Annotated in this window: 24 protein-coding genes; 2 read left to right on the top strand and 22 right to left on the bottom strand. The window is 34.5% G+C overall.

Going from position 1 to position 24,740, the window contains the following annotated elements; genetic code table 11:
• Nucleotides 1–400: 400 nt before the first annotated feature.
• The 11 genes from cydC to SPD45_RS12040 all read right to left on the bottom strand — a co-directional run bounded on the left by cydC (nt 401) and on the right by SPD45_RS12040 (nt 11,600).
• Nucleotides 401–2,179 carry a thiol reductant ABC exporter subunit CydC gene (gene cydC / locus SPD45_RS11990; RefSeq protein ID WP_442962027.1) on the bottom strand — a complete coding sequence of 593 codons (1,779 nt, stop codon included), beginning with the start codon at nt 2,177–2,179 and terminating at the stop codon, nt 401–403.
• A complete protein-coding gene (gene cydD / locus SPD45_RS11995) occupies nt 2,109–3,830 on the bottom strand; it encodes a thiol reductant ABC exporter subunit CydD (RefSeq protein ID WP_336268005.1) in 1,722 nt (573 codons plus the stop codon). The genes cydC and cydD overlap by 71 nt, the downstream gene beginning before the upstream one ends.
• Nucleotides 3,830–4,858: a cytochrome d ubiquinol oxidase subunit II gene (gene cydB / locus SPD45_RS12000; RefSeq protein ID WP_336268051.1), complete on the bottom strand. Its 1,029-nt coding sequence runs from the start codon at nt 4,856–4,858 to the stop codon at nt 3,830–3,832. Before cydB ends, cydD begins: the two co-directional genes overlap by 1 nt.
• Nucleotides 4,833–6,236 carry a cytochrome ubiquinol oxidase subunit I gene (locus SPD45_RS12005; RefSeq protein WP_336268006.1) on the bottom strand — a complete coding sequence of 468 codons (1,404 nt, stop codon included), beginning with the start codon at nt 6,234–6,236 and terminating at the stop codon, nt 4,833–4,835. Before SPD45_RS12005 ends, cydB begins: the two co-directional genes overlap by 26 nt.
• A gap of 416 nt (nt 6,237–6,652) precedes the next feature.
• The gene (locus tag SPD45_RS12010) at nt 6,653–6,889 is read right to left on the bottom strand and encodes a hypothetical protein (protein ID WP_336268007.1); all 237 of its coding nucleotides are present in this window, start codon (nt 6,887–6,889) and stop codon (nt 6,653–6,655) included.
• A 42-nt stretch (nt 6,890–6,931) separates the two neighbouring features.
• Complete coding sequence (locus SPD45_RS12015; protein ID WP_336268008.1) at nt 6,932–7,537, bottom strand: peroxiredoxin family protein; 606 nt, start codon at nt 7,535–7,537, stop codon at nt 6,932–6,934.
• A gap of 4 nt (nt 7,538–7,541) precedes the next feature.
• The gene (locus SPD45_RS12020) at nt 7,542–8,180 is read right to left on the bottom strand and encodes a hypothetical protein (protein ID WP_336268009.1); all 639 of its coding nucleotides are present in this window, start codon (nt 8,178–8,180) and stop codon (nt 7,542–7,544) included.
• A 332-nt stretch (nt 8,181–8,512) separates the two neighbouring features.
• Nucleotides 8,513–8,791: a GNAT family N-acetyltransferase gene (locus SPD45_RS12025; protein ID WP_336268010.1), complete on the bottom strand. Its 279-nt coding sequence runs from the start codon at nt 8,789–8,791 to the stop codon at nt 8,513–8,515.
• 121 nt (nt 8,792–8,912) lie between these two features.
• Nucleotides 8,913–9,242, bottom strand: coding sequence for a chaperone CsaA (gene csaA / locus SPD45_RS12030; RefSeq protein ID WP_336268011.1), 330 nt, complete (start codon nt 9,240–9,242; stop codon nt 8,913–8,915).
• Between the two features lie 10 nt (nt 9,243–9,252).
• Nucleotides 9,253–10,362 (bottom strand): M24 family metallopeptidase, encoded by a 1,110-nt coding sequence (locus SPD45_RS12035; RefSeq protein WP_336268012.1) that lies wholly within the window; start codon nt 10,360–10,362, stop codon nt 9,253–9,255.
• Between the two features lie 2 nt (nt 10,363–10,364).
• A complete protein-coding gene (locus SPD45_RS12040) occupies nt 10,365–11,600 on the bottom strand; it encodes a GTPase family protein (RefSeq protein WP_336268013.1) in 1,236 nt (411 codons plus the stop codon).
• A 411-nt stretch (nt 11,601–12,011) separates the two neighbouring features.
• Here SPD45_RS12040 and SPD45_RS12045 point away from each other — a divergent pair, with 411 nt between their 5' ends.
• Nucleotides 12,012–13,409, top strand: coding sequence for an NAD-dependent succinate-semialdehyde dehydrogenase (locus tag SPD45_RS12045; protein ID WP_336268014.1), 1,398 nt, complete (start codon nt 12,012–12,014; stop codon nt 13,407–13,409).
• A 366-nt stretch (nt 13,410–13,775) separates the two neighbouring features.
• Here SPD45_RS12045 and SPD45_RS12050 read toward each other — a convergent pair whose 3' ends face one another.
• The 6 genes from SPD45_RS12050 to SPD45_RS12075 all read right to left on the bottom strand — a co-directional run bounded on the left by SPD45_RS12050 (nt 13,776) and on the right by SPD45_RS12075 (nt 20,091).
• Nucleotides 13,776–13,946, bottom strand: a complete 171-nt coding sequence (locus tag SPD45_RS12050; protein ID WP_336268015.1) for a transposase — start codon at nt 13,944–13,946, stop codon at nt 13,776–13,778.
• Nucleotides 13,947–14,396: 450 nt separating this feature from the next.
• The gene (gene hpaE / locus SPD45_RS12055; protein ID WP_336268016.1) at nt 14,397–15,890 is read right to left on the bottom strand and encodes a 5-carboxymethyl-2-hydroxymuconate semialdehyde dehydrogenase; all 1,494 of its coding nucleotides are present in this window, start codon (nt 15,888–15,890) and stop codon (nt 14,397–14,399) included.
• A 135-nt stretch (nt 15,891–16,025) separates the two neighbouring features.
• Nucleotides 16,026–16,937 (bottom strand): 2,4-dihydroxyhept-2-ene-1,7-dioic acid aldolase, encoded by a 912-nt coding sequence (gene hpaI, locus SPD45_RS12060; RefSeq protein ID WP_336268017.1) that lies wholly within the window; start codon nt 16,935–16,937, stop codon nt 16,026–16,028.
• 152 nt (nt 16,938–17,089) lie between these two features.
• The gene (locus SPD45_RS12065; RefSeq protein ID WP_336268018.1) at nt 17,090–18,136 is read right to left on the bottom strand and encodes a TRAP transporter substrate-binding protein; all 1,047 of its coding nucleotides are present in this window, start codon (nt 18,134–18,136) and stop codon (nt 17,090–17,092) included.
• 153 nt (nt 18,137–18,289) lie between these two features.
• The gene (locus SPD45_RS12070; protein WP_336268019.1) at nt 18,290–19,591 is read right to left on the bottom strand and encodes a TRAP transporter large permease; all 1,302 of its coding nucleotides are present in this window, start codon (nt 19,589–19,591) and stop codon (nt 18,290–18,292) included.
• On the bottom strand, nt 19,588–20,091 hold the full coding sequence (locus tag SPD45_RS12075; protein ID WP_336268020.1) for a TRAP transporter small permease: 504 nt from the start codon (nt 20,089–20,091) through the stop codon (nt 19,588–19,590). Before SPD45_RS12075 ends, SPD45_RS12070 begins: the two co-directional genes overlap by 4 nt.
• A gap of 472 nt (nt 20,092–20,563) precedes the next feature.
• Between SPD45_RS12075 and SPD45_RS12080 the strand changes: the two genes are divergently transcribed.
• Nucleotides 20,564–21,217, top strand: a complete 654-nt coding sequence (locus tag SPD45_RS12080) for a GntR family transcriptional regulator (RefSeq protein ID WP_442962028.1) — start codon at nt 20,564–20,566, stop codon at nt 21,215–21,217.
• A 38-nt stretch (nt 21,218–21,255) separates the two neighbouring features.
• On the opposite strand, the gene SPD45_RS12085 is transcribed toward SPD45_RS12080, so the two are convergent.
• From SPD45_RS12085 to SPD45_RS12105, 5 genes are all read right to left on the bottom strand, one after another.
• A complete protein-coding gene (locus tag SPD45_RS12085; protein WP_336268022.1) occupies nt 21,256–21,636 on the bottom strand; it encodes a 5-carboxymethyl-2-hydroxymuconate Delta-isomerase in 381 nt (126 codons plus the stop codon).
• A gap of 15 nt (nt 21,637–21,651) precedes the next feature.
• On the bottom strand, nt 21,652–22,401 hold the full coding sequence (locus SPD45_RS12090; RefSeq protein ID WP_336268023.1) for a fumarylacetoacetate hydrolase family protein: 750 nt from the start codon (nt 22,399–22,401) through the stop codon (nt 21,652–21,654).
• Nucleotides 22,398–23,186: a fumarylacetoacetate hydrolase family protein gene (locus SPD45_RS12095; protein ID WP_336268024.1), complete on the bottom strand. Its 789-nt coding sequence runs from the start codon at nt 23,184–23,186 to the stop codon at nt 22,398–22,400. The genes SPD45_RS12090 and SPD45_RS12095 overlap by 4 nt, the downstream gene beginning before the upstream one ends.
• A gap of 129 nt (nt 23,187–23,315) precedes the next feature.
• Nucleotides 23,316–23,789 carry a flavin reductase family protein gene (locus tag SPD45_RS12100; RefSeq protein ID WP_336268025.1) on the bottom strand — a complete coding sequence of 158 codons (474 nt, stop codon included), beginning with the start codon at nt 23,787–23,789 and terminating at the stop codon, nt 23,316–23,318.
• A 21-nt stretch (nt 23,790–23,810) separates the two neighbouring features.
• On the bottom strand, nt 23,811–24,632 hold the full coding sequence (locus SPD45_RS12105; RefSeq protein WP_336268026.1) for an FAD synthetase family protein: 822 nt from the start codon (nt 24,630–24,632) through the stop codon (nt 23,811–23,813).
• Between the last annotated feature and the right edge of the window lie 108 nt (nt 24,633–24,740).

Genomic DNA, 24,740 nt, shown 5'->3' on the forward strand with positions numbered 1-24,740 from the left:
TAATAAAAGAAAAGGAAAGAGGCTTGCATATGCTTATCTTATTTTATTTATCGATTATATTTTCTATTATAAGTTTTGGATTAGCCTTAGTGAAAGAGTCGACCTTATTTTTAATCATAACGATTATATGTTCTTTCCCTTCCGCTCTTTATCTCGCAGGTTATCCTGCATTACGTTTTAGTATTTTTATTCCGTTCATATATATAAGTATTTTTTACATATGCAAAAAGAGATGGAGACATCAGTGATTTTATGTGAAATAGCATTAAACAGAAAAAACTACAAAAATACATATAGCAACTTCTCAGTTAAAACTATTGTTTATTTCTGTAGCTTCTCCATATCTTAACTAATGCAAAATTTTATGTTTTTTCAACTTACAAATGTATATGTTCCATCGTTACATTTGTTCCTCTAATGCATACAATGCCCGGTAATAGTCATTTTCTTTTAATAATTGATCATGATGTCCCGCTAATTTTATCTGGCCATCTTCTAAAAAAACAACTTGATCCATCCACTTCGCACCAATTAAATGGTGTGTAACTAAAACCATCGTTTTATCACTTGCTGCTTCTACAAATGTTTGAATTAAATCTCTTTCCGTTTTTGGATCTAATCCAACAGTCGGTTCATCCAATAATATAATGGGCGTTTCCTGCACTAATACGCGAGCAAAGGCAATTCGTTGGCGTTGTCCTCCTGAAAACCGTTTTCCTAGCTCATCCACATTCGTATGAATTCCTTTGGGCAATGTACGAATATAATCCATTAAATGCACTTTTTCCAAAACCATTTCAATCTCTTCATCTGTCACATTTTCACAACCGATACGGATGTTGTTCGCTACCGTCGTATGAAAAATATGCGGTTTTTGATTTAATACGGCAATATGTTTCGACAAAAACGAAGCGTCAATCATTTCGTTGCCTACTAATATTTCCCCTTTAGTCGGTTTTAATAATCCTGCAAGCATTTTTAACAAAGTTGACTTTCCTGCCCCACTTTTACCTAAAAGAGCTACTTTTTCTCCTGGTAAAACTTGTACACTTATATCATGTATCGTATTTTCTTTTTCACCATCATATTGATACATTACATTACGTAATTCTATTCCTAATGGACCATCAAGCGGTGTAATAACGGAAGATGTATCCTCATTTGTTTTTTCCACATGTACAAATGTTTGTAAACGGTCCATCGTTTCTTTATAAATAGGTACTTCTTCCATTGCATCACTTAACGGCAACAATGCATCGATAATCGAAAAGGTCATTAAGACGAATGCAGCAAGTACAGTTGCAGAAATAACCTCTTCACCAACTATCTTATTTGTCCATATGAGCATTACAACTATTGAAATACCACCGATAAATCGTAAGACAGCATCCCGAACATGGTGCCAACGATTCGTTTTTTGTTCGTACTGTAATAATGTTTCGTGGTGTTGCATCATATTTTTTTCTAACTCATTATATCTGCCACTAATTAACCAATCTAACTGGCCAAAAATCGCATCGGTTACATGACGGTAATAGTTATTTCTTTCTACTCTCTCTTCTGAATATGTCTGTTTCATTTTCATATACGAAATAAACGGAATGAGAAACACAATAATTCCTAACAATAATACAAAATAAACCATAAACACGATATCAAAAACACCGATAACAATGATAATAATAGTATAAATGAGCAATCCAATAATACTTGGAAATAAAGTTTTTAAATAAAAATCTTGTAAACGTTCGATATCCTCTGATAACACTTGGAATAAATCTCCTGTTTCATATTTGCCTCTTAAGGAAATCGCGTCTTTTTCTAAAGCATCATATAGTCGCTTACGATATTTTGCTAAAATAGATAAAACGACATCATGGCCAACGAGTTTTTCTAAATAAGGAAAAACAGCTTGTCCAATACTAAATGCACGAACAGAAACAATCGGCACATATACTAGCATGATGTTTTCTGGACGTAAAGATGATTTGGAAATTAAATAACCGGAAACAAATAATAACATGGCACCTGAAGCAATACCTAAAAATCCGAACAAAACGGCTAAAGACATTTTACCCTTAAATTGTTTTATATATGTCGATACCCAATCATGCACTGCCATCGCCCCTTTGCTCGTCAAAAAATAGATGATACGCTTCATTTTGTTGTAATAAGGCATCATGCTCTCCACATGCACCGACTTTTCCTTCATCAACCCAAATAATTTGGGTACTATTTTTCACCCAATGGAGACGGTGTGTCGTTATAAATACGAATTTGTCGTAAAAATGTTCTAATATCAATTGTTTGATTTCGTATTCTGTTTCGATATCTAAATGTGCGGTCGGTTCGTCTAATAAAATAATTTGTTTATTACTTAGTAATGCTCTAGCAAGTGCAACTCGTTGCTCTTGTCCACCACTTATCGTTCTTCCACCTTCACCAATTTTTTCATGAATGCCATTTGGAAAACTATCCACTAAAGATTGTAACCCTATCTGTTGAACTATTTCCAACACATGTTCATCAGATGCAGCTGGTTCATAAAAGCGAATATTATCTGCTAATGAAACTGGAAATATATATGGATGTTGTGGTATATAAGCAATTTGATCAAACCAGGAAGCATCATGTAATGTATCCCACATACTATTGTTTACTCGGAAATCTCCTTCTGTCGGATCTATACGTCCTGCTAACAATTGAAGCAAAGTCGTCTTTCCTGCACCACTTTCCCCAAGTATTGCAACAAAACCTCGATCAACACGCACATTTATCCCTTCTAAAATTGGACGTTCCTCGATTGTAACGCCAATATTGTTCAATGCCACAGTTTCCACTCGTTCCTCTACTTGTTTTGTAGATGCAGTTAAATTACGTTCACTAGCAAGCCAATCATTAATTTCAGCCATCGCTACTTGACCATCTAATGTAGCATGAAAATCTTTTCCGATTTGTTTAATCGGAGAAAAATATTCAGGTGCTAACAATAAAATAGTTAATGCTGGTAACAACAATATCGTTCCATCAATTAATCGTAAACCTAACCCAACTGCAACAAAAGCGATAGATAAACTCGTAAAAAAATCTAATGCAAAAGAAGATAAAAAAGCAATTCGTAATGTTTTCATCGTCGTTTTTCTATAGTCATTACTTACTTTTTCAATTCGTCTTCCGTGTACTTTACTTTTCCCTAAAAAAGCAAGTGTTTCTAACCCTTTTAATGAATCAACAAAATGATTCGCCAATCTCGTATATGTCACATATTGTTTATCTGCCATTTTTTCCGCGGCAAGTCCTAATAAAATCATAAACATAATAATAATAGGAACGGTAAAAATTAATATATATGCGGAAGAACGATCCACGAAAAACACATACAAAACGATAAACACCGGAACAATTACCGTTTTAATCATCCTTATCCCAATAATTTCTACATACGTTTTCACATGGGCAATACCCTCCATTAATAACTGGACAAGATGGCCCGTTCCGATTTTTTGCACATCAGTACTTGGTTGGTGAAAATATTGATATAATAACTGTTCTCGTAAATATGTACTGACTTGATCACTATGTTTTTGCGCAATAATTCCTTCTACATGTGTCAAAATATACCTTAATATAAAAGCGATAAAAAAGAAGCCGATATCGATGAACACATCTTCTATCGGCATTTTTTGAAATAACAAAGTAATTGCTCTCGCTAAATAAATACTTTGCGCTATAATTAATCCTACTTCTATAAAAATAAAACATGTCAAAAGACTATAAGTAGAAAGGGCTCCCGGATACATCGGTAACCCTTTTTGACGTTTATTTTTCATTAATACTCCAACTCATCATCTGACTTAATTCTTTTTCTAAATACGTAGTAACTCCAAATAGTATACCCTAAAACGAAAGGTAATATTGCCACAGAAAATATTGTCATTACTTTTAAACTGTATGACCCGGAAGCAGCGGAGAATACTGTTAAACTATATGCATCCGAAATCGAGCTAATCATGACTCGTGGAAACATTCCGATAAAAATACTTCCCGTTAACAAGATAATCGTTACAGACGTTAATAAAAACGCATTAATATCCATCTTATTATTGTTATATAAGTTTGCAAACAGCAATGCAACCCACGCTAATAACGGGATAACAAAAAATGTTTGCCCATGATACGTAAATACATCTGAAACGAAATAGCCGATTACAATAAATGCTAGGAATGTAATGATTGTAAATGGTGCTACTTTTCTCCCCATCGCTCTCGCTCGTTCTTGTAATTCACCGGTTGTACGAATCGTTATAAATTGTAATCCATGTGTCAATGTTAATAATAAAAACATGACACCACCGAGCAATGCGTACGGATGTAAAAATTGGATGAATCCACCAACCATTTCCTTCTCTCCATTAATCGGCATTCCGACCATGAAGTTCGCTAAAACAACACCCCATAAAATTGGTGGCAAGAAACTTCCAAGCCAAATCCCCCAATCCCATGTCGCTTTCCATTTCTCATTGTGTATTTCACCCCTAAATTGAAAGGCTGCTCCTCGAACAATGAGAGCAATAAGCATAAAGACAAGTGGAATATAAAAACCACTGAACATCGTTGCATACCAATGTGGGAATGCTGCAAACATAGCCCCACCGGCTGTAATAAGCCAAACCTCATTAGCATCCCAAAACGGGCCAATTGTATTTAAATATACTTTCTTTTCTTGTTCATTTCGGCCTAAAAAACGGGCAATCGTACCAACACCAAAGTCAAATCCTTCTAACACGAAAAATCCTACAAAAAATATCGTTATAACGATAAACCAAAATTCATTAAGAGACAACTCCAGCACCTCCATCCTCTTGATCAAATGGGTCTGTCATAACTTCTCTTTCCTTCTCATCATGATCTTCTTTTTTAATATGACGAACGAATAAATAAATTGTAATAATCGCTAATATTGTATATAGCGTTACAAATGTCAGAAGCGAAAATAACATTTCTCCAGCCGAAACGGAAGGAGATACAGCGTCTTCTGTACGCATGATGCCATATACGACCCATGGTTGTCTACCAATCTCTGTCAAGATCCATCCAGCAGTATTCGCGATAAATGGTAGGGCCATCCCATACGTAATTAGTTTTAAATAAAATTTACGATTTTGTAATTTTTCTAATCGTGCTAAATAAATTCCGTAAAATCCTAATAACAACATAACCCCACCAGCTCCAGTCATTATACGAAACGCCCAGAATAATGTTTTAACGGGTGGGATATAATCCCCAGGACCATATTTTCCCTCATATTGTGCTTGTAAATCATTCATTCCCTCTAATGAACCACTAAATTCATTAAAAGATAGAAAACTTAATAGTACTGGAATATCGATAGAAAAATCATTCTGTCGTTCTTCCGTATTAATGTTTGCATATACCGTAAATGGCGCGGGATCCCCACTGTTTTCCCACAGTGCTTCTGCTGCCGCCATTTTCATCGGTTGTGACTGAACTAAGTACTGTGCCTGCCAGTGTCCTGTAAATAAAATAGCAAATGCTGAAAATGCACCGACCGTAATTGCTATATTAAATGATTTTTTAAACATTTCTAAATCATGTCTTCGCGCAATTTTCCATGCACTAATTCCAGCAATTAAAAATGCACCTGTTGCAAATGATGTTAATAAAACATGTGGAAATTGTGCCCAAAAATGTGGATTCGTTAAAATCGCTACAAAATCATTCATTTGTGCACGTCCATCTACCATTTCAAACCCTACTGGATTTTGCATGAAAGAGTTTGCCGTCAAAATCCAAAATGCCGAAAAAATAGAACCTAATGATACGAGCCAAACAGTTAGCAAATGCACCTTTTTAGATAATCTATTCCATCCGAACACCCATAGTCCGATAAATGTTGATTCCATAAAAAAGGCTAATAGTCCTTCTATTGCAAGTGATGGACCAAATACATCCCCAACAAATCGTGAATAGTTTGACCAGTTCATACCAAACTGGAATTCTTGTAAAATACCTGTCACGACTCCGATTGCGAAGTTAATTAAAAATAATACTCCCCAAAACTTCGTCATACGTTTGTACATTTCATCGCCTTTAAACACATACAATGTTTGCATGATTGCGATAATTAAAGCTAAACCTATTGATACTGGAACGAAAAAATAGTGGAAAATAGTAGTTGAAGCAAATTGTAGACGAGCAATTATTAAAGGATCCAATCTCAAAACATCCTTTCTGTCATAAATTTATCGTACGTTCTTACTAATTTAGTATAGAATAAAAAAACGATTTTGTTTGAAAAACTTATTACAATTCATGTACAGAATAATGAATCTTTCGTGACAGTTATATGAATACGCTTACAATTTCTCATTTTAAAAAAAGTGTTATAACGTGATTGTTACTACCGTGTATATAATAGTCTAAAATAATGAAACTGGGACAAATTTTTCATAAAAGGAATAAAGGTTAGTGTGTCACTTCAACATATACTTCACTTTTCACGTATACCATCATATTACCTTTTTTGCTTTGTCCCAAACTCATTCGATCATTTTAATCAAGTACTTCCATTACGACAAGCCTGTATACACGAGACATTTACACAAGCTTGTCTAAATAAAAAACTCATTTATCATTTACTTTTTTTAGTATCTCTTTTTTCTTGTAAATGTACCACATCTGCTTTTTCCTTCGATTGGAAAAAACTTTTGATAAATAATACTAAAATAAACAATAACCATGATGTAACGACATAATAAATAATCTTTGCATTTCCTTGAATATGATCCAAGAAAATTGTCATGCCACCCCAAATAATCCCTACTGCAAGTAACTGAAAACCGAAAAATTTCTTCGGATTTACATCCATTGTATCATCCCCTATAATGCTTTCTATTTTAATTATATACAATTAATACATTTCTTGAAACGCTTTTACCATTAAATCGTAATTTAACGGTCCAATCGCTATATTATGGATCGACCCATCTGTATTTAGTAAATAAGACGTCGGTAATGCATTCGCTTGATACGTTGTAGCAATCATCGTATCCATATCTTTTAGAATAGTAAAAGTAATATCTAATTCCTCTAAAAAGTTCGTTACTGTTTGTAAGCTTGATTCTGTATCCGTTAAATTAACTGCTAAAATGACGATATCTTCACCAAATTCCTCATGAACTTTTTGCATATCAGGCATTTCAGAACGACAAGGTGGACACCAAGTTGCCCAAAAATTCAACAAAACTTTTTGTCCGCGGTAATCGGATAATTTCACTTTTTCGCCATCTATTGTTTCTAATTCAAAATCAGGCGCAATATTTCCTCGCTCAATACCAACTTCACCCTTCGGAACACTTTCTACTTCTTCCTCATCATCTTTTACTTCCATTTCTGTTTGTGTAGCTGTGATCATTTCTTCTTTTTTTGTTTCTTCTTCTTTTTTCGTCGAAACAAAATCAAACACTGCATAACCTGCCAATCCTAAAATGATTAGGATGATGATCCATTTTTTCATGTTTTTATCCCTCACTATACTTCTTTTCTAATAAAATAAAACAACTATATAAAACACATAACAAACCGATGAAAATTGGGCTTACTATGTATTGAAACAACCGGACCGAACCAAGATAATACGAACAAATTATTTGCAAGCTAAACCAACTATAAATGACGATATGTAATTGATATGGATATCGTTCCAATAAAATGTATAGGAGAAGTAAAATCGTATAAATAATTATATAGTAGAAGTAATATGTGTTTTTTTCTACTATTAGTTGCAAAAGTTCATACATAAACAATGTACCTAATAAAACCGGTATAAATGCATTCCATATTGGTCTAAATGGTCGTTTCTTTTTAAATGTTTCATACACTGTATATATACTTACCAATATAAGCGCTATATATAACGCTCTTCTATCACTCGGATATGCTAATATCGCAAAGGGATCCTTTATAAACACTTGAAAATTGACGATTATTTTCCCAATCCATATGCAAAGAATGATATGTATAGTAAGTGATATTATTTCATCTATTCGTTTTTTCTTATGTAACTTTTCTTCTCGGTCCAAAACATAATAAAACAATAAACCAAAGAGGTAGCTTGCGACCAATATAAGTAAAAAACGTAATACCGTCGTTGAAACCAATAATCTTTCCTCCACCATATATATTCTTTCTTTAGTATAACGTAGCATATATAAAATAGCTTATATTCAGCTTCACTTCACAACTTTGTTAAAAATTAAATATACGATAACGAATGCAATATTTCCGTCACGAAATGTTATACCAAAAATGCTCTTTCTGCTTAAACATGACACTGCTAATAGAAATATTGAATAAGCGTATCGCTAGAACCGAATATCTTTCTGCCTATTTTGTTAAAAAGCAAAATGAAAACGGTCACATTTATCTGATGATAATAAACGTGACCGTTTTCCATAATGATAGATTCGTTTTGTCGCTATCTCTTTTTTTATTATTTTGCAATTAAATCATGATAGGCTTCTGTTTTTTCCATTTTACTTTGTACATACGAGCAAACAGGTTCGATTTTAAGATTTTGTTCTCGAGCATACGATGTAATAACTTCTACTAGTTTTCCTGCAATACCCTGCCCTCTCAATTCATCTGACACATAAGTATGGTCTACAGTAATAACCCCATCACTTTTCGGTTGAAATGTAATTTCTGCAAGTGGATTTTCTTCATCTTCACCAATATAAAATTTATTCGTTCCTTGTACAATATTTGCCATATGCTCTCCTCCTTATATTTTCTATCGTAACATATGTTATCTGAAATTTCTAAAAGATAGTTCTTGGATATTTAGTAATACAATGAAGACTAATTTTCTTTGTATTATTCTTCCAAACATATTATCCTATCTTCGTCCCATTTGGAACTTCCTCATCAGGTCGCAGCAATACAACATCTTCTTCTGTGGGGACACCACCTAGCACTAGAACTTCTGATTTAAATCCAGCGATACGCATTGGTGGGAAATTCACCACTGCTACTACTTGCCTTCCAACAAGTTGATCTGGCTCATAACGTTTCGTAATTTGTGCGGACGATTGTTTTATGCCAATTTCTCCAAAATCAATTTTCACTTTAATAGCTGGCTTCCTTGCTTCAGGAAATGGTGTTGCTTCAATGATCGTTCCCACTCTCATATCTACTTTTAAAAAATCATCAAATTGAATCATGTTTATCCTCCTACTTTGCATCGATAATTGTCAGTTGTTTTGGAAAGGATGTTAATACTTCCACTTCTCCATTGGGGTGTACGTACACATCATCTTCAATTCTAACCCCACCTACTCCTTCTTTATAAATACCTGGCTCTATCGTAAACAATAATCCTCCTAATATCTTTTCTTTGTTCTCACCATGAATTGAAGGTGCTTCATGCACTTCCAAACCTAGCCCATGACCAGTGCGGTGGGTAAAATAAGCACCATAAGAAGCATCTTCTATTACCGTTCTTGCTGCATGATCAATGTTTTTAATCGGATCCCCTAATCTTACTGCTTCAATAGCTTTTTCATTTGCTTTCAGTACCGCATCATATATCTGTCTTTGCTCATCTGATATTTTCCCAATCGCAAATGTTCTCGTTATATCTGAACAATAATGATCAACAAATACTCCAAAATCAAATAATAAAAAGTCACCATATTGGATTTGTCGATCACCTGGCTCTCCATGTGGCAACCCACTATTTTCACCAGTAAGTACCATCGTATCAAAAGCGACCTTTTCTGCTCCTAAATCTTGCAATGTCGTTTCTAACTTCGTTTTAATCTCATTTTCGGTCATCCCGATTTTTATAAATGGAATAATTTCATCTAAAGCATTTTCCGTAATAGAAATTGCCTTTTTTACTTTTTCTATTTCTATCGTTGATTTACGTAAACGCATATCGATGATAGCCCGTTCAACTGATTTAAAATTATTTATTCCTGTCTCCTTCTGTAACGCTTCATACTGTGCTACGGTCATATAATTTTTTTCAATGAAACAAATAGCCGATTTCTCTTTCATATATGCGGCTAATTTAGCATAACCATTTTCCGTATCACCTATAGGTATGAATTCATCTACGTTTTCTGCTTCTTTTTGCGCTTTTTTCAAATCTAATGTTGGTAAAAATAACGTCGTCCGTTTCTCTTTCATATCGATTAATAATCCAAGAAATCGTTCATGTGGTTCCGCATACAAGTTTGTCACATAATATATATTTAGCGGATCCATTAATAAAATATAAGTTGCTTCAGTCGTTATATTTTCATGTTGCATTAATTGTCTGATTCTTTCTCTATACATGATTACTTTTCCCCTTGTTCCATCTTTTCGGTAAAAATTGCTTTCGCTTCTTCTTTTGATTTCCGATCAATAAAATAAGCAATTGCCGCCTCACATAACGCATAAGTCCCAGCACTCGCTACCACTCCAGATATAATATTCCCTGCTCCGGGTATAAATTTAGCAAGTTGTCTTGATATATTTCTTAATGTAAATCCAACTCCAACATTTATGCCCATCGCACTTAAAAATTTCATTATTGTTTTTCGATTAAACTTCTGCCCACTAATAAGTGCTATCGTACTAATCATCGATAATTGCATTCCCGTAATAACAGGCATATCGGCAATTGGAATGGGAGTGGCGCCAACTAAACCTGTGACAGAGGCGGTGCTTTTCCCTATTTTTCTTGCCAATTTTTTTTGTACTGCTGTGACTCGTGATAGTTTAGCTAAAATAACCTGTGCCTCTTCAGGTAATTCCTTTAATAAATAATATAATAATTCGTCTATATTGTACCTACGATCATACACTAGCTTATCATCTTCAAATTCCATATATGCACAAACTGGTATGACAGTCGTCGGCTTTTCTAATCGTTGGATCAATTTCTCCTCTAGTAATTGCACAGTTGCATCGATATTTTCTCGTTTCACTGGATGATCAAACGGTGGTTCACTATTTGACACTGGTGCAAGTTCGTCCACTTGTGTAACGATACCCGCAATTGGTATATCGTATTGATGTACGTCTTCAATCATCTCTTTTAATTCTTTTAATTGATCGATATCTTCATCGATGCGTGCCCCTACTTCTTTTCCTTTACATAAAAACAACATGACATCCGGGCATTTTTCCTTAATGGCATCCTTTATTTCCTCAATTGGAGTCGCTGATTTAGTTGCCTCTGTAGGATCATGTCCTTCTCCAAGTCCTCTCGTATCTAATATATCGATCCCACCTAAATCATTTTCATACTTATACCATTTCCCTGTTCCTGTTTGTGCCTTATAATGGCCGATACTCGCTTTCATTTCGCCAAAAATCGCATTAATTAAACTCGACTTGCCTGCTCCACGCCTACCAACAATAACGATACGTGCTGGACGGGCATGTATTAAAAAAGATTGCAATTTAGTCACTTCCTTTTTAATAAGCGATTTTGTATTTGCCGGCATTTTTGTTTGATCGACCTTAAGTAAAATAGAACTAAACAACTGTTTCCATTCATCGTACATATTTTCATTATTTTCTGTCATTTCAATCACCACGATTGTCGTTATTTTTCTCTTCTTTATTGTAACGTATTTTATCCTTCTTGAAAAATAGCAGATGTATTTCCTGTCATTCCAGTTTCAATTCATAAAAAATCATCTTTTACTCCAACAAACGGAATATTGACAATCTGTGTCGTATATTGATATACATCTAATACAATCTCTAATCCTTATCGACTTAATGTTGATCTAATTGAAATATAAAGATTGTCTTTGCTTTTTGAATTGATTTGTCCATTTTTAATCCCCTTCTTCCTTCGATTTTCTATATTTTATGTATCTTTCTTTCATTTACTCATTAAAAATAACTATCCTCTATTTATTTATTATATTAAATAGCGTATAATGATATATGATATCTTATATCATTTAATCAAAGAGAGGAGTCTTATGATGTCGAATAGTTTTATCGTAAAAAACCCTGCTACTGGGGAAGCATTAGCAACAATAGAACGGGATAGTGAAGAAGTAATTTTACAAAAGATCGCTACTGGAAATGATGCATTTCAAACATGGAAAAAAACAAATGCACATGAAAGATCAAAATTATTATCAAAATGGTCGACATTAATTCAGGAGCATAAAGCTTCTATCGCAGAAGTAATGACGAAAGAAAACGGAAAACCACTTGCTGAATCTTTAGGGGAAGTAGATTATGCAACTAGTTATATTGATTGGTATGCAGAAGAGGCAAAAAGATTATATGGACGCACTATTCCTTCCCATGCAAATGGGAAAGAATTAATCGTCCAACAACATCCTATCGGGTTAGTCGGTGCAATTACACCATGGAACTTTCCAGCTGCAATGATGACTAGAAAAGCCGCACCAGCATTAGCTGCAGGTTGTACGTTCATCGTGAAACCAGCAGAAGAAACACCTTTAACGACGATTCGCTTAGTCGAACTTGCACATGAAGCAGGGATTCCCGAAGATGTGATTCAATGTGTAAGTGGCCGTGGTCGCGTTATTGGAAGTCTCTTTACTGAAAGCCCATACATTAAGAAAATTACTTTTACAGGTTCAACGCCTGTAGGAAAACAGCTCATTAAAGATAGTGCTGCAACCGTAAAAAGTGTCACGATGGAATTAGGTGGACATGCTCCTGTCATTGTGGCTGAAGACGCAAACATTGACTTAGCTGTCGAACAAACAATTATTACAAAATTTAGAAATGCAGGACAAACTTGTGTTTGCGCAAATAGAGTCATCGTACACGAATCCATCGTAGAAGAGTTTTCTAAAAAATTAGCAGAACGTACAAAAAAACTTGTTGTCGGAAATGGACTAGATCAAAAGACAGACGTTGGTCCAGTTATTAATAAAGGGAGTTATGAAAAAATTACCGATCAAATTGCAGACGCGGTAAATAAAGGTGCTACTATATTAGCGGGTGCACAGTATGATGTAGACCATGATAAAGAATATTACTTTATCCATCCGACGATTTTGACTGATGTAACAGAAGAAATGGATATTATGCATGAAGAAACATTCGGTCCAGTTGCCCCAATTACAACGTATAAAGAATTAGATGAAGCAATTGAGATTGCCAATAATACACCATACGGTCTAGCTGCTTACTTCTTCACAGATAATTATCGAATTGGGAACTATTTATTCAATCATCTTGATTACGGAATTATTGGTTGGAATGATGGAGCACCATCTGCTGCACATGTTCCTTTCGGTGGAATGAAAGAAAGTGGACTTGGTCGTGAAGGCGGAATCGAAGGGATCGAACCATATTTAGAAACGAAATATTTATCGATTGGAAACTTATACGAATAATTTCTTCGTTATTCATACACGAGACATTCGCATATAATAAATGTATGTTCTACAAAAACGGAGCTGGAACTTAACTAGATTCTAATTATAAAAAATTGGTCATGTTTATGACGATAAGATGGCTCTTTGGCAAACAATGTTGGTGATCCTCTTAAAGTAAACTAATATTTAATTGTGTGGAGTCAATAAGAATAGCGTGAATATGTCACTTCGGAAATGTACTCCGCTTTCCGCGTGCGGCTGCTAAGCCAAGTTCAGGCTTTGCCTTCCCTTGTCTTATCTAGGCCTTTTTTCACGCAGAAGTCTACGTACATTTCCTACGTTTCATCTGGCTGTTTACATGTTGGTTTCCTCTTCCTTTGTAGCTTAAGCTGCAAGGGAGGAGGATTTTTTACTTTGTATGATTGATCTCCATTTAAAATGTAAAATAATTCTCTTTTTAAAACTATAAAAATATCGATATCCATATGCAACGCGATTCCATACCTTTATTTTGTTATTAATCTCTTCGATACGACCGTTATTGTATGAATACATCAAGCTATGTTTGATATACGATATATGTTTTTCAATGTCTTAATGCTTGTCTTCATGTAATGAAAGTATAACGATTGGTCAACGGTATTTAGTGTATACGTCAATTTAGCTGTAATAAACTTAGCCATTCTTCCTTGATATGACCTTAATTCTACAGCATTTTCTTCAATTTCGATGTTCTTATCTTATATATCAAGCAGTAATTTTATATTATTAGAATGAGACAAGTGATTTCCCTCCTGGATTAGGTTTTCAACAACTTTCATTCTAAAGGGAAATTCACTTGTTTTCTATTTTTATGCATAAAAAAGGTGCCAGTGAATTTTTTCCACCAACACCAAATATTGTAGAGACCTTAAAAACACCCTTAACATTAGATTTTCCGTCTAACATTAAGGGTGTCGGTTATTTCATTAAGTTTTAGACGAAACTACTTTGGATATCAACTTTTTATTGTTTTCCAAATTGTTGGATTGGGTGGTCAGCAACAGATACGTGAATGATTTTCTTTTCTGTATAGAAATCAAACGCGTAATGGCCACCTTCACGTCCAATACCTGAACTTTTCGAACCACCGAATGGAGTACGTAAGTCACGAACGTTTTGTGCGTTTACCCATAACATTCCTGCATCGATTTGATGTGCAACACGGTGACCTCGTTTAATATCATTCGTCCATACATAACCAGCTAATCCGTAATCAACATCATTTGCTAAACGAACCGCTTCCTCCTCGTCTTTAAAAGACATTACTGTTAAAACTGGTCCAAAAATTTCCTCCTGAGCAACACGCATATCATTTGTCGCATTCACGATCATTGTCGGAGCGACAAAGTTTCCACGCTTATACTCTTCTGGAATTTCGCGTGTAATAACCGTTGCACCTTCATCTTTTGCGATTTGTAAATAGCTAACTACCTTGTCATAATGTTCCGTATGAATTAGAGGTCCAACCTCTGTCGTATCATCCATTGGATCGCCAATTTTCACGTTTTGTACACGTGCTTCTAACGCCTCTATAAATTTATCTTTAATGTTTTCTTGGATGAATAAACGTGAGTTTGCTGTACATCTTTCACCGTTGAACGAGAAAATTCCCCAAACAACTGCATCTAATGCACGATCAAAGTCTGCATCATCAAAAACTAAAATTGGAGATTTTCCACCTAACTCCATAGAAGTCGCTTTCAATGTGTCCGCACTGTTTTTAATAATCGTCGAACCAGTTGTCGTTTCACCCGTAAATGATATTAATTGTACATCAGGGTGTTTTACGAGTGCATCTCCTGCCGTTTCACCGAATCCGTGTACAACGTTAAATACACCTTTTGGTAAACCTGCTTTATCAATTACTTGCGCTAATAAATTAGCAGATAATGGAGAGAATTCAGCAGGTTTTAACACAACCGTATTCCCTGTCGCTAATGCCGGAGCAACTTTCCATGTTTCTAACATGAATGGCGCATTCCATGGTGTAATTAATCCCGCCACTCCTACTGGTACATTCATCGTATAGTTAATGAAGTTTTCATCTACTTGATATGCCTCACCAATTAAACGGCTATCAACCATTCTTGCATAGAAACGGAAGTTTTCAGAAGCACGAGCAACCATATTACGAGTTTGTTTAATTGGTAATCCTGTATCTAATGATTCTAAATAAGCTATATTTTCTACTTCTTCATCAATTAAATCAGCAATTTTATAAATATATGCTAAACGTTCTGATAACTTCATCGTACGCCAAGGACCATTATCAAATGCATCCCTTGCCGCTGCTACTGCTTTTTCAATATCTGATTTACGTCCTTCTTGTACAAGGTTTACCGTTTCATTTGTAAATGGGTTATAATTTTCAAATGTCGCACCTGCTTCACTCGGAACAAATTCTCCATTTATATATAAAGAAATATCTGGTTGTTTCACATGTTCTAATTTTGCCATTTTTTTCACCTGTCCTTTTACATATATTTTTTGTACAAAAGTTTCTCTATTAAAACCAATCTGTTTAATTTTAGAAGTTTTAAAAAAGGGTGGGACACCATGTATAATGCATTTTTCAATGTGTCCCAATATACATTATTTTTCTAAAATATTTAAATCAACCATTACTTGACGAGCTTCAGCTTGCAATTCTTCTGACGGTAAACCTAATGGTAAACGAATTTTCGGTGTAATTTTCCCCATCATTCCTAAAGCAGCCTTTGCAACCGTTGGGTTCGTGTCTTTAAATAATACGTCGTTTAATGGCATTAACTCATAGTGTAAATCTTGTGCTTTTTTAATATCGCCTGCTTCCCAAGCGTTATATAATTCAGCTACTCTTTTCGGCTCAACGTTTGCTGTTGCACTAATGAATCCAGCTCCACCGATTGCTAACATTGGGTAGCATAATAATTCGATTCCAGAATATAGTAAGAAGTCACGTCCACAGTTTAATAGGACACGGTTCACATGTTCGAAATCCTTATTTGATTCTTTCGCTCCGATAATGTTTGGACAAGCATCTACTAAACGCTTCATCGTTTCTACTTCCATATTTACTGCAGAACGTCCTGGAATATTATAAATAATAATTGGAATATCTACAGAATCGGCAACTGTTTTAAAGTGTTGGAATAATGCTTCTTGGTTTGGCTTATTGTAGTAAGGAACGATGACCATCGCTGCATCTACACCAATTTCTTCTGCATACTTCGTTAATTCCATCGTTTCATCATGGTTTGTCGAACCTGTACCAGGAGCGAAAAATACGCGTCCGTCAATCGTTTCTTTTGCTAAATCCATAACACGTTTTCTTTCTTCTATCGTTAATGAGCTCGGCTCTCCACTTGTACCAGTAACTGAAATCCCGTGACTCCCGCTCTCAATTTGCCAGTTAACTAATGATTTAAATGTTTCTTCATCAATTGACCCATCTTCTTTAAATGGTGTAATTACTGGACAGATCGATCCTCTTAACTTCTGCTTTGCTTCTTCATATTTATTCATATCTATCTTCTCCTTTATATAAAATGTGTTATTATTTTCTCTACCATAAATAATATACTAAATCATATATGATTTCAAGTGTAATCTAATATTTTTTATTTTTTCATAAAATTAGGGCGAATCTATAATAGTTCCGCCCTATCTTTTTTTTATTATTCTCCTACTAGCTCTCTCGCACGGTCATATACTTCTTGACCTGGTAATCCTTTACCTTCAACGTTTTCAATCCAATTTTCAATTGTTGGATTAATAAATTCACTCCACTCTTCTAATTCGGCATCAGATAACTCATAAATTTCAATTCCTTTTTCCTCTGCCTGCTCGACAGCTTCCTTACCAAATTGGTCGAACGTTTCTCCTGTTGTTTTCACCATAGCTTCACCAGTTAAATCTTGTAATAATGTTTGATCTTCGTCATTTAAACTATTAAATTCATCTTCATTCATAACGACAAACATTGTAGTAGAATAGAAGTTTCCTACTGTTGCATATTTCAATACTTCATCTAAGCCCCATGTTTTAACCGCTTCCCATGGTGCTATCGTTCCATCTACTACTCCACGTTCTAATGCTTCAAAGTTTTCGTTCATTGGCATCGATACTGGCGTTGCTCCTAATGCTTCAAGCCATTCACTCGTTTCAGGAGACGGAGAACGAATTCTCATCCCTTTTAAATCTTCAATTGATTTTACTTGTTTATCTGTTGTGTATAATTGTGCAGGGTCTGTCGTATATAACCATAAAGGCACAGTTCCCGCATACTCATCTTTAAATTCATCAAACTCATTATATAATTCCCATAATGTTTTCGTTCCTTCTACTGAAGAAGTAGACATGAACGGAAGCTCCATGACAGATGTTAATGGGAATTGGTTCGGTGTATACCCATTTACACTTAATGCGATATCAACAGAACCAGTCTCTGCAGCATCGAAATGTTCATCCGGCGCAGCTAAAGATGCACCTGGATAAGAAGTTATTTGAATTCTTCCATCTGATTGTTCTTCTAAATCAGCCGCTAAGTCTTGTACTACATCCTCCATAAAATGTGATGGAGGGAAAAAGTGCGAAAAATCCCATTCATAGTTGCCGCCACCTGCATCACCACTACCATTTGCATCTGAGTTAGAGCCGCCACATGCAGCAAGTACCAACATCGAAACCATTGCAACAAAAAGTAAATACCATTTCTTTTTCATCATAACACCTCTTCATATCAGTAATCGCTTTCATTTATATCATATATTATTAAATATATTATTTCAAGTTGTTTCATAGATTATTCTGACTATTTTTCATAAAAAAATATGAAAGAAGAATAAAATCAATCCCTCTTCTTTCATATCCTTATACTACCTCATTAAATCTGGTAAAAATGTAACGATTTCTGGGAAGATAACGATCAATGCTAAACAAAGAATAATCGTTAAAAGCATTGGTGTTACTCCTTTAAAAATACGTTGAATCGGTACATCCTTCACAATCCCACTTATAATATAAACACTTAAACCTAATGGCGGCGTTAATAATCCCATATTCATAACGAAGATCATCACAACGCCAAACCAAATACCGTCATATCCTAACATCGTAATTAATGGATATACAACTGGTAATGTTAAAACGTAAATCGCAATTCCTTCTAAAAACATACCTAAAAAGAAATATACAATTAAAATACAAATTAAAATGATAGTCGATGGTAACGCTAATTCGGAAACAAATTTCGTAATAACGACTGGTATTTTACTCAGTGCTAAAAACTTACTGAAAATATCTGCACCAATTAAAATAAAGAAAATCATCGCTGTTAATCGTGTTGTTTCATTTAAGGAGTTTAAAAAATCTTTCCAACTTAATCGACGTGTAACAACTGCTAATAAAAATGCCCCAAATGCCCCAATTCCCCCTGCTTCTGTCGGAGTGAAAAATCCAAAATAAATTCCCCCAACACTTAATGCAAATAGAAATAAAAATGGCCAAATGCTATTTAATGAAACAATTTTTTCTTTAAATGTTTTCTTCTCTGTTACAGGAGCTAATGATGGATTACGAAGCACCATAAAATAAATAACAATCATGAATAAAAACATTTGTAATAATCCTGGTACTAATCCAGCAATAAGTAATTTCCCAATTGGTTCCATCGTTAAAATACCATATAATACCAAAATAACACTCGGTGGAATTAAAATCCCTAACGTACCGCCCGCAGCTACACAAGAAGTAGATAGTCCGTCATCATAACGATATTTTTTCATTTCAGGCAACGCAATTTTTGCCATCGTAGCTGTCGTTGCATTCACAGATCCTGAAATTGCTGAGAACATAGCACTTGTTCCAATCGTCGTAATTGCTAAACCGCCTTTTATATGTCCAATCCAAGCATCTACAGCACGGTATAAGTCATTTCCAAATCCACTATAAGATAAAAACATTCCCATTAAAATAAATAATGGAATGACACTTAATGAATACGAACTAGCAGTCGAAAATGGCGTCGTTCCTAATTGTACGAGTGCTGAATCCCAACCACGAATCCATCCTAAACCAACTGTTCCTACAATTATAAGCGACACACTAACTGGTATCCTAAGTATAAATAAAACTAATAATCCAATAATTCCGATAATACCGATCATCTCTGGACTCATTCTTTATTCACCGCCATTCGAAAATATGAAATTGCCTTTATAATTGCCATCAATGCAAAAACAACCAGCGTAATCGTAATAATAAATAAAAATGGATAAACAGTAATAGATAAATCTGTCGTCGTCGTTTTTCTTTCCATCATACGTAAACCATTATTGAAAATATGTTGTGACATAAGTAATACGACAGCGACAATAATTAACTCAACTATTCCATTGATAATATGGCGAACTTTCGCTGGTAAAAGATCTACCACGAAATCAATCGTAATATGTTCGTCTTTTCTATGTGTAATTGCTAATGCTAAAAAGACGAGTAAAGCCGCCCCCAATTCGGTCATTTCATATGTTCCTTTTAATGGCTTGTTCATAATATTTCTTCCCAATACATCAAATGTAATAATCGACATAATAAAAATTAGTGCAAAGTTTGATAATAGCTGTTGAAAGTTAGCAATGCCATTAATAATTTTTTCCGCTTTGTTTATCGGTTTTTCCATCTTCCTCACTCCATTTCATTCATTTTCTAATACATTTCATCTCTTTCATTAATCGTCTTCCACATTTGACCGATGACAATTCCTCCTACTATTTCTTGTAATAACTGTTGATTCTCTTTGTTAATAGCATGAAATTTTGCGTTTTTACCAAGACAAATGAGCTATATGGAAAAGTTTCATAGTTTAAACTGATGACAACGCTATCATTTCTTTCATTTGTACCATTTCCACAAGCATGAATAATAAAATAATCCATCCAAAAAAATAAAAACATGATGTACTTTTTAGTCAATATTCATATAAAACTTCTCATGTACAAATTAATTTGAACCTATCATATATCACATATATCTTTTCAATATTTTTTCAGCAATATTCTCATTATTTAAAATCGACGAACAGTTACCTTTTCTAGTAGTAAACGACAACAAGTCTTGAATTCATATACAAATTCATATATATTAAATATATGATTAATAAGAAGAAGTTAAATAAAAGACAATATGCTTATCAAGTAATCCGTTCTCGAATTATTGATGGTCAATATGTACCAGGACAGCGCATCGTTATTGATCAAATTGCTAAGGAGGTTAATTCTAGTCATATTCCAGTACGTGAAGCAATTCACCAGCTAGAATCTGAACAGTTAATCGAATACAAGCCGAATATTGGAGCAGTTGTAAAAGGGATTAACAATCAAGTCTATATCGAAACATTAGAGGTTCTAGCCGTTTTAGAAGGATATGCTACTGCATTAAGCGCTGCACATATCGATCAATCGGGAATCGACGAACTAGTCCGTATTAACGATCAGATGGAACAATGTTTAAAAAATTATGAACTAGATAAAATTGGTATCTATAATAGAGAATTTCACTTTTCTATTTACGACTATTGTCCAAACCAATTTTTAATCGCTAATATTCAAGAAATGTGGCAACGACTAGATGTTGTTCGAAATACAGGATTTACTTTTTTCCCAAAACGAACACCACACTCCATTGAAGAACATAATCAAATTATTTCATACTTCCAAAATGGAGCTGATTTCTCTACGATTGAAAATTATACGAGAAATCATAAATTGAATACATTAGAAGCATTTAAACAGACGAATGAAGCTTAAATAACTAGCTATGTGTTCTATACATAGCTAGTTTTTTGTTATTTATACCGTACATGAATATTATTTTGCTTATATGTTGCACGAGTAAATTCAAATATTTCCATCGATAAAGCTAAATAACGTTGTTCAAAGATTGGTGCAAAGTGTTTCTTAATTGATTCAAATAAATCATCACACACTTTTTTTATCGTTTCTTCTGAACGACCAGCACCTAATTTAATCGTTACATGGACAAATGCATCATCTTCCGTTCCATCTGCTACACAGTAATCATGTAATGCAATTGCTCTTGTTCTCAGCCCACCAATCGGAATGACATCCTCATGTGTTAACAATGTTGTATTCACATTTTTTAGTAATACTCCTATATCTGTTTCCTCTGCTAAATTATCCGTATATTCGATAATTACATGTGGCATGAAAACAACCCCTTCTTACTTGTAGTCTTCCCCTACAATTGTATTTACTAATCGGCCGACACCTTCTACTTCTGTTACAACTTCATCGCCAATTTTTGTATCGACAGATCCTTTCGGCGTACCAGTTAAAATAATATCATTTTCATTTAATGTCATGAATGAACTTAAATATTCAATTAAATCAGGGATACTAAATACCATATCTGCTGTCGTTCCTTGTTGTTCCACTTTCCCATTAATATATGTCGTTAATTTTAAGTTCATCGGATCCTCAATATCTTCCTTATCTACAAACCATGGTCCAATTGGTGTACATGTATCTCTGTTTTTCACTCGTAAATTCGGTCGATAGTAGTTCTCTAAATAATCACGGATTGCATAATCATTTGCTACTGTATAACCTTTAACATAATCATATGCATCTTCTTTTTTAATATTTTTCCCACGTTTTCCTATAACGACAGCAAGTTCACACTCATAATGCATGAATGTCACATCACTCGGACGAACGGTATGACCTAAATGTCCAATAAACGTATTCGGTCCTTTTAAAAATACTAACGGTTCTTCTGGTGCTTTAAATGACAATTCTGCAGCATGATCTGCATAGTTTAACCCTAGTGTAAATACTGTTTCAGGCTCTACTGGAGGCAACCAAACAACATCTGTTTCCTCTACTAATCTACCATCATGTAATTGTACTTTTCCCTCTACTTCTGTTGCGTCTTGAATTAAACCACCGTAGCTTACTCTTGCTCGTTTCATACAATTTCTCCTCCTACTACATGCTTTTCAGATACAACTCTATTTTCAAGTTTACCAATTTGATCGATTTCAATCGTGACAAGATCATCTTCTTTTGCTAAAGGAGCATTTTCAGGGACACCTACTAACAATACATCCCCTTCATTTAATGTCATATAGTCTGTTACATCTGCTAATAATTTTTCAACAGACCGAAGTAAGTTTTTCGTTGTATTTTCTTGTTTTACTTCTCCATTGATCGACACTTTAATTTGTAAATCATTTGGATTTTCTACCGATTCTTTTTGTACAATCCATGGACCAACAGGTAAAAATCCATCACGTGCTTTATATTTCACTGCTGGGCGGTGAACACTTTCGTGTGGAATGCTGACATCATTAGCAATTGTATATCCTAACACATAGTCTAATGCTTCCTCTTCCTTCACTTTCGTCGCGACTTTACCAATAACAATTGCCAGTGCTGCTCCTACTTCTACAGACTCCTCAGATACTGGTAATGGTATAAGTTGCTGTGCACTAATATATGTATTTTTCGGTTTAATATATAAAACAGGTGCCTTTGGCGGATTTTGATATGGAGCTTCATTCATTTTCGGTGCTAGTTGGTCATATGCGCCTTTAAAGTTCAATAATGCACCATAAACCGTTCCCTGAATCGGAACATCTAATGGTAATGTATCAATTTGATAATCGATTTGATCTATTTCAATCGTTTCATCGTTCAACACGTTTCCTTCTAATTTTTGTGAAATGCCTCGTAATTTCAGTTGTACATTGCTCATCCTTTAACACTCCTTCGATTTAATAAATCATAACTCGAAACACGAACGATATTATACAAAGATTTTACACTCTATATAATAAACGTCCGTGTTTCTTTTTCAATATATACATTTATCGTTTTCATATTTCTACGTAGTTGTCAATACTTGGTTGTGTCCATACTTTCCAGTAAAGAATGTTAGTGGGTTCCCATCTGTTTGTTTAATATCTAATACTTTTCCAACGAATAATGTATGGTCTCCAACAACATACGAATTGTCTACATCACATGCGATAGAAGCGAGTGTTCCATCAAGTACTGGAATGTTTTCAATGTATTGAAAGTCAATTTCCCTTTCGTCTTTTGTTTGTCCTGCAAAATGCATCGATAAATCTTTCTGATGATCCGCTAAAATATTAACAGCAAATTTATTTGCTTCTTTTATTTTATCTAACATATTAGCACGATTATCAATCGAAATCATAATTAGTTTTGGGTGCAATGAAACAGACATAAACGCATTTGCTGTCATTCCATGAGGCTCTCCATCTACTTCCGTTGTAATCACCGTTACCCCTGTTGCAAACTTCCCCATCGCATTACGAAACTCACGATCATCCATTGCTATTCCCTCCTTAAAAAATTATGCGAAAATTAATTCGCTTACTCTTATTTGTTTTAAAAATGTAATATGACAATAACTTAAATCCATATGATCATATAAATCATTTACTTGAATAATTGCTTTATTTTGTTCGACCATTAATTGGCCATTAGTTGTATATCCATTTGCACAAATTTTAATGAGATACGTACCTTTATTAGGTAAAATATACTTTTCATTGATTTCTGCTCTGAACATATCATAATCAATCTGCATTAACTTCGCCTGTATGGTATAATCATTTCCTAAAAATTGAATCACTTCTTCGACTTTTCCTTGTTGTACTAATGCCTTCGTTTCCGTTGAACCAATTTTGATTGCATGGACCGTCTTTTTAGGGATGACTGAAACAGAATAACATTCTGTCGATTGCGCGACTCGTCGCAACATAGCAACGTTTCCCTTTGCTTTAAAACCAAATGTAAAATCAAACCCTACAACGACATGCTTTACATTCATTTGAAGTACATATCTATCAATAAACTCGTAAGGATCCAAAGAAGCAAATGGAAAGTCAAATTTCATTACAAAAATCGTATCAATCCCACAAGCTGCAATTTTTTCGATTTTCTCTTGCAGTAAAGTTATATATTTACGATTTTCCATCCCTTTGATCACTTCATCAGGATGTGGACTGAAAGTGAATGCTGCACTTTTTATATGGTGCTGTTTAGCATAGCGACTTGTTGATTTTAATAATTCTTGATGTCCTAAATGTACCCCATCAAAAAACCCCATCGCCATTGCGTAAGCATCTTTTTGTCGCATTTCCGTTTCACAATCAAGAAAAATGACTTCCATTTTTTTGCCTCTCCTTTCCTCTTTAACCTTGGCGTTAGAAATGTGCTTTTTAATTTGTATACATCATAAATGGATGAATGCACATTCCCTCCGCACTTTCCTTTGCTC

The sequence above is a fragment of the Pseudogracilibacillus sp. SO10305 genome (assembly GCF_037072005.1).
Lineage (GTDB): Bacteria > Bacillota > Bacilli > Bacillales > Amphibacillaceae > Pseudogracilibacillus > Pseudogracilibacillus intestinigallinarum.